Annotated in this window: 10 protein-coding genes; 1 reads left to right on the top strand and 9 read right to left on the bottom strand. The window is 45.3% G+C overall.

All coding sequences use genetic code 11. The annotated features are described in order from the left end of the window. Positions 1–87: 87 nt before the first annotated feature. From GPK81_RS12840 to GPK81_RS12870, 7 genes are all read right to left on the bottom strand, one after another. On the bottom strand, positions 88–1182 hold the full coding sequence (locus GPK81_RS12840; RefSeq protein ID WP_129974599.1) for a GntR family transcriptional regulator: 1095 nt from the start codon (positions 1180–1182) through the stop codon (positions 88–90). A 323-nt stretch (positions 1183–1505) separates the two neighbouring features. Next, positions 1506–2831 (bottom strand): alpha-glucosidase/alpha-galactosidase, encoded by a 1326-nt coding sequence (locus GPK81_RS12845; protein WP_118062740.1) that lies wholly within the window; start codon positions 2829–2831, stop codon positions 1506–1508. A gap of 311 nt (positions 2832–3142) precedes the next feature. Then, complete coding sequence (locus GPK81_RS12850; protein ID WP_021976649.1) at positions 3143–4063, bottom strand: AraC family transcriptional regulator; 921 nt, start codon at positions 4061–4063, stop codon at positions 3143–3145. 150 nt (positions 4064–4213) lie between these two features. Beyond that, positions 4214–6433, bottom strand: a complete 2220-nt coding sequence (locus GPK81_RS12855; RefSeq protein ID WP_215707179.1) for an alpha-galactosidase — start codon at positions 6431–6433, stop codon at positions 4214–4216. Between the two features lie 180 nt (positions 6434–6613). Further along, positions 6614–7453 (bottom strand): carbohydrate ABC transporter permease, encoded by an 840-nt coding sequence (locus GPK81_RS12860; RefSeq protein ID WP_015526052.1) that lies wholly within the window; start codon positions 7451–7453, stop codon positions 6614–6616. A 15-nt stretch (positions 7454–7468) separates the two neighbouring features. After that, positions 7469–8371, bottom strand: coding sequence for a carbohydrate ABC transporter permease (locus GPK81_RS12865; RefSeq protein ID WP_015526053.1), 903 nt, complete (start codon positions 8369–8371; stop codon positions 7469–7471). Positions 8372–8470: 99 nt separating this feature from the next. Beyond that, complete coding sequence (locus tag GPK81_RS12870) at positions 8471–9724, bottom strand: ABC transporter substrate-binding protein (protein WP_021650446.1); 1254 nt, start codon at positions 9722–9724, stop codon at positions 8471–8473. Positions 9725–10280: 556 nt separating this feature from the next. Between GPK81_RS12870 and GPK81_RS12875 the strand changes: the two genes are divergently transcribed. Then, a complete protein-coding gene (locus GPK81_RS12875) occupies positions 10281–10925 on the top strand; it encodes a YesL family protein (protein WP_148448712.1) in 645 nt (214 codons plus the stop codon). 353 nt (positions 10926–11278) lie between these two features. Here the strand turns inward: GPK81_RS12875 and GPK81_RS12880 are convergent, their stop codons facing one another. Both GPK81_RS12880 and GPK81_RS12885 read right to left on the bottom strand, forming a co-directional pair. Then, positions 11279–11470 carry a hypothetical protein gene (locus GPK81_RS12880; RefSeq protein WP_174088210.1) on the bottom strand — a complete coding sequence of 64 codons (192 nt, stop codon included), beginning with the start codon at positions 11468–11470 and terminating at the stop codon, positions 11279–11281. Continuing rightward, positions 11471–12997: a glycoside hydrolase family 31 protein gene (locus GPK81_RS12885; protein WP_174095931.1), complete on the bottom strand. Its 1527-nt coding sequence runs from the start codon at positions 12995–12997 to the stop codon at positions 11471–11473. It lies immediately after the preceding gene. Positions 12998–13336 lie beyond the last annotated feature (339 nt).

Consider the following 13336-nt stretch of genomic DNA (forward strand, 5'->3'; position numbering starts at 1 on the left):
TTCTGAAATGTTATAAAGTTCTCTGTAAAATATGTCATGTTTCATTATCTGATAAGTGATTATCTCTCTGCCCTCATGCATTTGTGTTCATATTCCTGTCTTCACACTGCTGCCCCGTACGATCAGCTCCGGCCGGATCAGCCGTTCCACCTTACTCTCTTCGTCCGGCACGCCACTTAATTTTTCCAGGAGAAGCTTTGCTGCCATCTCACCCAGTTTTTCCTGGGGATGGGTGATAGTAGTGATTCCCTGCCCCTGTCTTGCGTACAGCGAATTGTCATAACCGGTCACCGCAACATCCTCCGGGATCTTTTTGCCCTGACGTTCCAGTTCTTCCATGACCTGGACAGCGATCTGGTCGTTGTAGCACACGATCCCATCCGGAAAGCTGTTCTGTCGGACCATGTTCCGGACCATAAGAGCCGGCTTTTTTCGCCGGTCCTCGGTGTGAAACCAGACCACCTTATCCGGATCATAGGCAATTTCATGCTCCTGCAAAGCCTTCACATAGCCCTTATGCCGTTCGATTCCCTGACGGTCATCTGCCTTGAAAAATCCCGCGATGTTGCGCCTGCCGGAGTCCAGGAGATGTTTTGTCACAAGATAACCGCCTCCTGCGTCATCCATGAGGATGTGGGGCTTTTCCTGCATCTCCGTATACAGTCCCTGGATAAAAATATAGGGGATCTGATACTTGTCCAGTGTTTCGTACAGGCTTACATGTCTGCACAACAACTCACTTTTGCTGGGTTCGATGATCAGTCCGTCAATTCCCTTGCTGATCAGCTCTTCCAGGAATCTTGCCTCCTTCTGGCGGCTGTTTCCTGTATTTTTCAGGATGATACTGTACCCGTTATCGGACAGCACCTCATCGATTCCCTGGATCAGCCTTGGAAAAATATAATCCGAGATATATGTAGTCACCACTGCGATGTTTCCGGTCCCGTGAATCTGACGGAGCACATCCGCACAGAAGGTTCCTTTTCCCTGAAAGGATTCTATGTATCCATCTCCTGCCAGGATCCCCAGAGCCTTTCGCACCGTATGCCTGCTCAGCCCATAGCGTACACTGAGCTGGTTTTCAGAGGGAAGCTTCTCACCCGGACGGATCTTTCCGGAAAGAATGTCTGTTTTCATTTCTTCCATCAGTGCATAATATTTTGCTTTTCCGTTTTCTGCCATAAGCTCCTCCCTTCGTTTGTATTATTCTTCCTTCAAACATCGGATGTAAAACGGACATTTATATTTTCATCTGTAATCATTTTATAACTTGTATATACATACGAACAAGTTGTTTTTTATTATTTAACAAAAGTTCCATATAAAAAAGGCCGGAACACCTTCCCCAATTTGGTGTTCCGGCCTGTATATACTGCTTTTTTATCTCAACGTTTCTGCCTTATCGTAAAGCGGGCCTTTTGCTCCGCCTTGCTGTCTTTGTTCAGAAAAAACGCCTTCTCCATATTTGTTAAAACTATTCTCCAGTCCCCTGATGTACCTTATATTTAGCGGTACATCTTCATATAATCCCCATGTGCCTCGATCAGCTCATCGCACATAGCCTGGATGTCTTTGATGTTCAACTCTGCACCTGTATGTGGGTCCATCATGGCTGCCTGATAGATCTTCTGGCGATCTTTGGTCACTGCTGCCTCAATAGCAAGGAGCTGCGGGCTGACATTGGATGAGTTCATAGCTGCCAGCTGTGTAGGAAGCTTGCCGACTTTTACCGGATGTACACCAGTTCCGTCGATATAGCATGGAACCTCTACGCAGGCATCCGGCGGAAGGTTGTCAATGTAACCGTTGTTAAGAACATTTCCACCGATCTTGTACGGTGTGTTTGTAACAACAGCCTCCATGATATAAGAAGCATACTCTTTACTTCTCTCATGGCCGATCTTGCCATCCTTGAGGATATCCTCGCGCTCTTTTTCCCAGCCCTCGATCTGTTTGATACATCTTCTCGGATATTCGTCAAGCGGAATATTGAACTCCTCGATCATCTCCGGATATTTGGATTTAATGAAGAACGGATTATACTCTGCATTGTGCTCACTGGACTCTGTGCAGTAGTATCCAAGATGACGGATGTACTCGTAACGTACCATATCCTCATGCTTCTCGCCGGAGGTATTCTTCTCCTCGGCGATTCTGCGGATCTCCGGGTACAGGTCGTTTCCGTCTTTGTCATGGATCTCAAGAAGCCATGCCATGTGGTTGATACCTGCGATCAGCTCGGTACGTCCCTCAAGCTTGTCTTCCATTCCCATTCCCTCAAGAAGTTTCTGGGAGCAGACCTGAACGCTGTGGCAGAGACCTACGGTGCGGATCTTTGTGAAACGCTGCATATAGCCGGTGAGCATTGCCATAGGGTTGGAGTAGTTCAGGAACAGAGTGTTCGGGCAGACCTCTTCCATATCCCGTGCGAACTCTTCCAGAACCGGAATGGTACGAAGTGCACGCATGATACCACCAATTCCCAGGGTATCTGCGATAGTCTGTTTGATGCCGTATTTCTTCGGGATCTCAAAGTCTGTTACTGTGCATGGCTCATAGCCGCCTACCTGAATAGCATTGACTACGAAGTCTGCATCACGAAGTGCATCTTTACGGTTCTCAGCACCGAGATATGTTTTGATCACTGCGCGATCCTCATTTACGTTGTGGTTGATGGCACTTAAGATAATCCTGGAATCCTCCAGTCTCTTCTCGTCGATATCATAAAGTGCGATCTCGCTCTCGCGAAGTGCCGGTGTGCACATACAGTCGCCAAGTACATTTCTTGCGAAAACCGTGCTTCCAGCTCCCATGAATGTAATTTTGATCATGTTCGTTTCCTCCTGCTTTCTTTGTTGGATCTCTTATCCGGAATTGTTATATTTTTCTTTAAAATTCCTGATTTTCTGCTATTTCTGCGGTGCAGTCCCGCTTCGTTTTCTTTGTGATCTTATCATACTACCAGAAACTTGTTTAAAATATGTACTTTGATGTTAATAATTGTTGTTTTGTTGCATGAGATACCTGGAAGTAATTTTCTATAACATTTCTTATGACATAAAAAACTCTCTGCCCGATACCAGAATTTTATATATTCTGGCACAGACAGAGAGTTTTTTTCTTCGTGAAATATATCACAGAATCAGTCCTCAGATTCCGTATAATCCCCTTTTTTCCCCTTCACTACAAGTTTTCTCTTTTCTTCCTTGTATTCTCTCGGACTTCTTCCTGTTCTTGCCTTGAATACCTTGGAAAAAGCCAGCGGATCTCCATACCCTACTTTTGCAGCTACTTCACTGACCTGAATATCTCCGTTTTTCAGAAGAGTCTTTGCCTTCTCGATGCGAAGATTCATAAGATATTCCTGCGGCGAGCATCCGAGGCTTTTTTTAAACGAGCTGGTAAGATAGCTCCGGTTGACACCAATGCGGTCTGCCAGCTCATTGATCTTCAGACGCTTGTCAAAGTTGGCTGCAATGTAATCCACTGCCTGCTCCACATAAACGGAATTGGGATATCTGTGGGATGGAAGAAGCTTGCCTTCTCTCAGACATGCATCCCGGTTATCTGTGATCAGGTCAGAAAAAAGAAGCAGCAGAAGTCCGTTCCGTTTCAGCTCATTTTCAAAAACGAGCTTGTTGGTCTGGACCATTGCATCAATATATTTTGCAGCATTTTCCATGCAGTGGATCCTTCGGACCGGATTTTCCCGGCTGAAGCCGCTTACATGGATCACTTCCTCCGCAGTCATTCCCTCAAATCCTACCCAGCGATATGTCCAGGGATTGTCCATGTCTGCCTCATACCAGGCCTCCACACTGGATGGGATCAGAAATGCTTCTCCACCTGTCAGATGATACTGATGGCCATCCATCTCAAAAACTCCGCTTCCGGATTCCACGATATGAAGTACATGAGAGATCCTGTTATTTGGTCCAAATCGATGTCCCGGATCGCATTTTTCCCATCCACAATAAGTAAGACAGAGATCCACCGCACCTTTCTTTAAATTCTCCAGACATTTAAAGCTGTCCGAGCTTGTAAAACCAACTGTATGAAGCAACTTGTCACCTCCCTGATGTCATATATTATGTTTCTGCCTGTGAGCTGCTTCGCCACCCAATAACAGGCCGCCATATCCGGCGGCCTGTTATTTTTCTGGTCAGGCGAATGTTTTTTCTGCAGATAATTTTTATTCCATCATTTACAGAAATCAGTCCTCTGCTTCAATTGTATACAATACAGAATGGAAATCACCGTTTGTCTTATTGCAGTAGTCACGATCAACCGGGATTCCTGCATACATCAGCTCATTTCCGTAAGCTTTCAGGCACTTATCTTCCCATTTTACTTTGTAAAGCTGATCCTCGTCAAGACCCTTGAAGCGCAAACGCATCCAGGAAGCATTGACCTTGTTCAGTCTTTCATAGTATCCGGCAACTGCCTGTTTTTTGTCTCTGGAAACAACCATCCATGCAGTATCATTTCCTTCGAACGGGCTTAAGATACGGTAGAAATCACCCTCCACCTGGATCAGGTCACGATGTTCCTTCATGAATTCCACCTGTGCCTTTACCTCTTCGATCTCTTTGGCACTTAAAAGGTTCAGATCCAGCTCATAGCCAAAGGTTCCGAAATATGCCACATTTGCTCTTGTGGAAAGCGGTGTGGTACGGTGCAGCTGATGATTCGGTACTGCTGATACATGAGATCCCATGCTGACGATCGGATAAACAAAGGAGGTACCGTACTGGATTTTTTCTCTCTCTGCTGCATCGGTATCATCACTGGTCCATGTCTGCGGTGCAAAGTACAGCATTCCTGGATCAAATCTTGCTCCGCCGCTTGCGCAGGATTCAAAGAGAATGTCAGGGAATCTCTCTGTCAGTCTTGTATACAGCTCATATACACCAAGGATATATTTATGCATAGTCTTGCCCTGATCTGCTGCAGATGCGCCGCGGCTGAAAGGCTCGGACATGTAGCGGTTCATATCCCATTTAATGTAGGAAATGGAAGATTCCTCGATAACCTTGGAGATGGAATCATAAATAAAATCCACAACCTCAGATCTGGAAAAATCAAGAACGTGCTGATGTCTTGAGTGGGACTCAAAACGATCCGGTGCTCCGATGAGCCAGTCCGGATGTGCTCTGTAGCAGTCGCTGTTCTTGTTTACCATCTCAAGCTCTACCCAGAGACCAAATTTCAGGCCCATCTCCTCGATTTTACGGGAAAGTCCGGAAATTCCGTTTGGAAGCTTATTCTTATTTACGGACCAGTCGCCAAGGCCCTGGTAATCATCGTTTCTGGTTCCGAACCATCCGTCATCCAGAACGAAAAGCTCTACCCCAACCTCTTTGGCTTTTTTTGCAATATTAAGGATTTTTTCCTCATCAAAATCAAAATAGGTTGCCTCCCAGTTATTAAGAAGGATCGGACGTGCATGATTTCTCCATTTTCCGCGCATCAGGCGGTCACGGTACAGTCTGTGGTAAGCCTGGCTCATTCCGTTTAAGCCCTTATCGCTGTATACCATAACGACCTCCGGAGTCTGGAATTCCTCATCTCTGGAAAGCTCCCAGGAAAATCCCTGTGGATTGATTCCCATCATAACTCGTGTCATCTCGTAGGTGGAAACCTCGACCTGTGCAAGGAAGTTGCCGCTGTACACAAAGCTGAAGCCGAAAACCTCGCCTGTATCTTCTGTTGTATGAGGACGCTTCAGCGCGATAAACGGATTCTGCTCAGAGCTGGAGCCGGTTCCTGCAAGACTCTGTACAGCCTGTGTACCCATCTCAAGTTTGCGTGTTTTTACATAGCGCTCACGTGCCCACGCACCGGAAAGATGGATCATCTCATAATCCATATCCGGGAACTCCACTGCTACACTCATCACATTCTCAAGACGGATCTTCTGATCCCCTTTCTGAACAAGGCGTGCGCTTCTGGTGACCACCGGATAATCCTCATATACGGAATATGTAAGAACAAGGTCTGTGTCCATCACAGGATCATGAAGTGTAATGTCCAGAGATGTTGCCTCTTCCTCGTTCTCTGTGTAGGTTGCCGGAAGACCGGCAAGCTTCTTCTTGCCGCCGTAAATCTCATGAGAAACATATTTGAAATCTACGATCTCGCTTCCGTTCTCCTGACGAACAGTAAGAGCGGGGCTTCTGAAATCACCGGTTCCGTAAACAGGATACTCCTGTTTGGTATACTGCATGGAAAGAAGTCCCGGTTCCGGAACGCATACAGCCATCAGGGAACGCATGATCTCCTCGTGAAGATAACTGAAATCCTCTTTATCGCGGATAGCTTTTCCATAGTACAGATTCTCCATCTGGCCATTTTCCATGATACAGGTGATGTAGCTTAAATGTTTGTTATAAATGTGGAATGTCTTTGATCCCTCGTGAAATTTGATCGGCATAATTTTCTCCTTTTTTCGTTTACTGCGGATAAAAATATCCGCCTCTTTCCTTAAGAATCATCAAATAACTGTGCATTTTGGCATTTGCTTCGATAAAAATACCGCTGACAATCTCAATAACCAAATCCTCAGTTATATACATTGTCAGCGGTCTTGTATTACCTTATGTAATATTTCTGATTACAGTTTTCCACCGCTGGTAGCAATACCTTCGATAAACTGTTTCTGGAAGATCATGTAGAGCACGATCATCGGAATGCAGGCGATCAGAGATGCAGCCATCAATTCCGGGAATTTGGATACGTACTGGCCCTGCATCTTTGCAAGTGCGGAAGAAAGTACCAGCATATCCTTATCTGTATTAACGATCATCGGCCACATCAGATCTTTGAATGCGAATACAGCTGTGAAAATTCCAAGTGCAACCATACTGGATCTTGTAAGTGGTGCCATGATGTAAAGGAAGGTCTGACCGATGTTACATCCATCAAGTCTGGCAGCCTCCTCCAGATCCTTCGGCAGTCCCATGTATCCCTGTCTCAGAAGGAAGGTACCGAACGCAGTGACAATACCCGGGAATACAAGGGCAAAGATCGTATTCAGCATACCCATCTTGCTGACCATCAGGTACTGCGGGATGATGAAGATCTGTACCGGAACCATCATCTGGAACAGTACAAGACTGAAGCAGAGATCACGGCCCTTGAAGTTCAGTCGTCCAAATGCATAGCCTGCCATAGTTGCTGTAAGAACCGCACACACTACTCGGAAGAAGATCAGAAGCAGTGTATTCTTGTACAGAAGCAGGAAGTTCATGTTATTGATAACAGAAATAAATGCGTCTTTTCTCCATATTTTCGGGAAAATGGTGAAAGGATCTACAGATGTTGCTTCCGTTACAGTTTTAAAAGCTGTCAGGATCATCCAGATAAATGGCACAAGCATCGTTATGGACACAATGATCAGTATGACATGTATTAAAATAGTGGTTAATTTCTTTTTTGTTTCCATACTATCCATGGTTAATCCCCCTTTTTAGTTGTAGAATACCCATTTCTTCTGACCGATCATCTGGAATACTGTCAGGATCATGGTGATAATAAGAAGTACTACTACGATCGTAGCGCCGTATCCCATGTTCTTATTGATAAATGCATATTTATAGAACAGATAAACCAGTGACTGAGTCTTGGTAAGTGCCGGGTTTGACTTGTCAATAACCATATAGATCAGGTCGAATACCTGCAGGGATCCAATTACACGGGTAACAAGTACAAAGAAAATAGTTGGCGACAGAAGCGGAATCGTAATGCTGAAGAATGCATTCACACCTGTAGCTCCGTCAATCTCTGCCGCTTCATAATAATCTCTCGGAATTTCCTGAAGTCCTGCCAGAAAAAGAACCATATTGTAACCGATGATAGACCATACACCGATGATCGCAACGGAAAATACTGCAATTTTCGGATCAGAAACCCAGTTTACATGAACATGGAAAACGTTATTGATAAGACCATAATCAGAGTTGAACAGCCATCTCCATACCATGGCTACCGCTGCCGGAGCTGCTACCATCGGAAGGAAGATGATGGTTCTGTAAACAGAACGGCCCTTCATCTTTCTGTTAAGAAGTACTGCAAGAACAAGTGCGATGACAATGGAAAAAGGGACCTCCACGATCGCATATTTGAATGTGTTGATCAGTGCCTGCCAGATCTCTTTATCTGCAAAAACCTTCTGGTAGTTCTGTAAACCGATAAAGATATTTCCTTTACCAAAATCTCCTGTCTTGAAAAAGCTCTGGTAAATAGTCTGGAAGATCGGAATGATGTTCAATACGATCAGTCCGATTGTTGTTGGGAGAATAAACAGCCAGCCCCAGAGGAACTCACTGCGCTCTCTCTTTGTCCGTGCCTGTGACTTGGTAGTTTTAGCCATAAGAATCACTCCTTCTATTCCTTCTATGTATGAGGCCGCTGCACCTGAGTGCGGCGGCCCCTCTCATTACTGCACTTAATTATCGGTGTTTCTTAATGCTTACTCCTCAGCCAGCTTCTCGTTCATCTGATCAGCCATCTGCTTGCAAGCCTCTTCCATTGTGATGTCGCCTGTGTATACGCCTTTAAGGATCTCGTTGTCCTCGTTCTCCCATGTTACAGTAGATTTGGAGTATGGACGGATCTCCATGTCATCCATCATGTTCAGATAAGCCTGAAGGTTGAAGTCTGCGGATTTAGCCCATGCATCAGATGTATCTTTGTATGCACTCATTGTAACACCAAGCTCAGCCTGTTTCTCCTGAGCCTCTTTGGATCCGAGGTACTCGATCAGCTGCCAAGCTTCGTCTGTGTGCTCACCGGAAGCAGATGCTGCCCATCCAAGTCCGTTATATGAGGAAGCTCTTCTGCCTGTCTCAGCGTTTTTAGGAAGCTCTACACAATCACAGTTAGCTGCTGTGTACTCGTTCTCTTTAAATGCTGCAAGCATCCAGGAACCCTGGCATGTCATAGCGATCTTGCCAGCCTCGAAAAGTACGTCCTCGTTGTTCTCGGACATTGTCTCAAGAGACGGGATCACGCCATCCTTGATCCATCCTTCCAGTGTCTGCATAGCTGCGATCGTCTTCTCATCATCCCAGCCGGATTTTGTCTTGTCATCGCTGATGATGTATCCGCCGTTATCATAGATCAGGTTGTAGTATCCGGCCTGGTTGTTATCATTTCTCATTCCGAGACCGTACTGGGAACCATCATCCTTAGTAAGCTTCTTAGCTGCCTCTGTAACATCATCCCATGTCCAGTCAGCTGTCGGATAATCAAGTCCTGCCTCGTCAAATAATGTCTTGTTGTACCAGAGAGCGATTGTATCTATATCCTTCGGTACTGCATAATATTTATCATCGTATGTATACAGTCCCCAGATATCCTCCGGATAGTTCTCCGGATCGATCAGATCGCTGTCTTTGATCTTATCGGTCAGATCAAGAAGCATATCGTTGGACATGTATCTCTGACTCTCGTTGGAGTGCATCCAGAATACGTCCGGAAGGGAACCACCCTGTGCACCGGCCTCGAGCATTGTCCAGTACTCATCCCATTTAACAACGGAGATCTCTGTCTTGATTCCTGTCTTCTCTGTGAAGTCTGCGAGAATTTCTTTGATTCCCGGCTCCTGGTTGGTGTCCCAGATGGATACGGAAAGTGTAACATCGTCGCCCTTGGCATATACCGGAACTGCTGTCATTACCATGGCACCTGCTAACAATAATGCTGCTACTCTTTTGAAATTCATAACTTCTTCCTCCTTTTAAATCTTTCTTATTTTCCCTCTTTCTTTGGTCAGTTTTTATATTTTTCCACGTCTCTGACCGTTGATATTATTATAATTGCACATGGAAAAATGATAAATGGATTATTGTCATTTCAATATGGAAAAATGTTGTTTTTTATTTATTTTGTCCATTTTCTATTCATAGTTTGTTAAATATCCGTCATTTTTCCCTATGTGCTTTTATTTTTTTGATATATTTTCATATTTATCACTATTTTCGAGCATGTTTTGATACGTTTTTCTTTCTTTGTAGCAAAACCAACATTTTTACATGTTCGTTTTTATATATTTTTAACAACCAAAATGGTCGAAAATGCTTTTTTTTGCAAAAATGAACTTTTTGTTAACACACATTTTTCTATGCGTGCGCCGATTTTTACATGTGCACGCAAAATTCCATGTTTTTTTCACAGTCCTGCAAAGCGTTCCACACATTCTCTTTACATGCAATCAGTGTCTGTGCTAAGATTGTCTGTATTGGACGTTTTTCGTATTCTATATTAAGGAGGATTTTGTTATGAATCTTTTAAATGAAGATAATGTTGTTCATGTATTCCTCAACAAGCTGGGAGACATCGTGATCGCCAATCTTCTCTTTATTTTATGCAGCATCCCAGTGATCACTATCGGACCGGCACTGACTGCACTTTATCATTGTATGATGCGTACCGTAAAGGGAAATAACAATGGAACGACCAGGACTTTTTTCCGGGCCTTCAAGGAGAATTTCAAACAATCCCTGATCGTGTGGCTGCTGATCCTTGTGGCAGGAATCATACTTGTGCTGAACCTTCGTTTCCTGCTTCATGCAAACGGAAGTGCTGCAAATATGCTCTTTTATCTTACGATTGGAGTGCTGACCCTGCTGGTTATCTTTTCCCTATACATATTCCCGGTGATCGCAACCTTTGCCAATAGCTTAGGAGCGCTTTGCAGGAATGCGTTTCTGCTGGCGTTTATGCATTTTCCTACAACTGTTGCCATGGCAGTGATCACGATCTTTCCGCTGTATATGACTTATCTTGACGTGAAACTGCAGCCACTGTATGCATGCTGCTGGTTTTTCTTTGGATTTGGACTTGTAGCTTTTATAAATTCGATGCTGTTGTATCGATTTTTTAAGAAGCTGCTTCCTCCGGAGGAGAATGTTACGCTTTTGTGATAAAAGCGGAGAAAATTGTTTTTTTGGTTTTTTAATATAATTTTTTGCTTTTCAAAGCTGAGGAAATGCGAGGGGGAAAGCACTCGGAGTTAGCGAAGCCCGCTTTTCCCCCTCGCGCTCCCCCTTTCCGGGCACGCAGTTGTTGTTCGTTGTGGGGATGTGTGTATGTACTGGTGGGGCGATGAATTCTAAGGTGTTGGTGATGTTATGTTGAGCCGATCTATGCTACTATGATGCTGATAATGTTACGCTGAAACGGTCTATGCTACTACGATGCTACAGCACTGATAATGTTACGCCACACCACCTCACCTCCAAGTCGAAAATGAAGCGCCTCGACCTAATCTCTACCGTCAGGCCACAGGGAAACTCCGCCTTTCGCCCCAGTCATCCAGCGCAGCGCTGATGCCCCATCCAACTCCCGGGAAACCACTCTGCTTCTCACTCTGAACCGAATTCACACCCCACCACTTCTCCCCATCTGATTCCCCTTCCGACCAGCCCCCGGCGACAGACAGCATACACCTTGCGGGCGTCCATTTCATCTACACTCTTTTCAAAACAACCAATCCCTCATTCTCACCAAGAATCACATCCCGGCCACCATTCAGCACATCACCCTCAGTCTCACCAAGGCCAACACACCTCCACTGCCCCTCAGGCAAACGCACACTTCTGGCAACCTCCCCCTGCTTCCAAACAGGCGCCACCAGCAAATCCTCGCCAACCATAAACTGATCCATCACCCTCTCCATCCCCTGTCCAGGGAAAACAAACTCCATGGAACGAACGATCGGCTCACCAGTAACTTTCGCACACTCTACAGCCTTCAAAATCTCCGGCAGACACTTCTCTCTGAGAGCCAGTGCATCCTTAACCTTCTGAAAATCCGCCTCAGGCAGCACCCTCCAAGGAGAAGCCGAAAACTGCATCACCGGCATCAAAGCCGCAATCTGCGCATACCGCACAAACATCTCCGGCGTACACGCATTCTCATTTCCATTCAAAAAACAGGTATACTCACCACCGCCGATCATATCCGGGCTGCCAAAAGGATGTCCCGTAAGCCCCTGTATCAACGTATCCGGAATCAATCCCGCAATACCGCTCTCATCCCACTTCGTCTGCTTATCACAAAGCCTCTGCATCAGAGAATAACCACCGGCCCGGAAACATACCCTCAGCTCATTAAACACAAACTGTTCCCCAAACTCAGCCCAAAGCCTGGACAACTCATCCGTAGAAGCATCCCGGAACAGCTTATCCCCGGCATGATAATAACACGGATCCCCAGCATCCAGTTTAAAACCATCCACACCCATATCCATCAGAACATCCAGCTGATCCTTCAGCCACTTCAAAGCATCCGGATTCGTCAGATCCAGAGCCGCAGAATACCCGTTCCACCACTCCAGGATACGAGGTTTCCCCTCCGGAGTCTCAATCAGAAAATGCTTATCCCTGGCCTTCCGGAACTCCAGCGTATCCGGAGTAACAAACGGACAGATCCACAACATCACAGAAAAGCCCATCTCATGCAATTCTTTGATCATCGCCTTCGCATCCTTGAAATTATCTCCCCTGAACTGCCACCTTCCATAATAAGGAGACCAGCCATCATCGATCATCAGAACACCTGATGGAAAACCATTTTCCAGAATACCTTTTGCATATTTCAGGATATTCTCCTGGGTCTGATAATAGGTAAGTTCAATCCAGGAATTATATACCGGTGCTTTGAAAAATCTGTCTGAAAGTTTGATCTCATGAAATGGAAAATGCGCTTTCATGGCTGCCAGGTATGCACCTCTCAGATCATTGAAGCCGTTTTCCAGAACGATAGATTCCGGACCTTCCGCCAGGATCTCACCTTTTTGAAAAGAGATATGAAAACCTGCGTTGCTCCAGATGTAACGGCCTTTCGAGGAAAGGAATAATGGCATGATCTGATTGTGGGTTGGGTTTTCGCGGAAATCCCAGTCCACAATGTCGTCTGCGCCTACGGGCTGGCGGTAGCCTTCGTAGACTGCGCCGCCGTACCAGAATTCGTTTTTTAACATGGTTGTTTTCATGTTGAAGCTCCTTTCTACATGTGAATTTATAGTTCTTATTTATATGTTGAGATTTTTTAGTCAAGCGGATATTCGCAATCCGCTTCGCTACTTGCTCATAACCAAATAACTGCTCCGCAGTTTTGGTTAAATGTTGATGTTATTTTTTCTTTATTAATTTATTTTTTTCGCTTTTCAAAGCTGAGGAAATGCGAGGGGGAAAGCACTCAGAGTTAGCGAAGCCCGCTTTTCCCCCTCGCGCTCCCCCTTTCCGGGCACGCAGTTGTTGTATGTTGTGGAAATGTGAATATGTACTGGTGGGGCGATGGATTCTACGGTGCTGGCAATGTAACGTTACGC

The sequence above is a fragment of the Blautia sp. MCC283 genome (assembly GCF_018785565.1).
GTDB lineage: Bacteria > Bacillota > Clostridia > Lachnospirales > Lachnospiraceae > Blautia_A.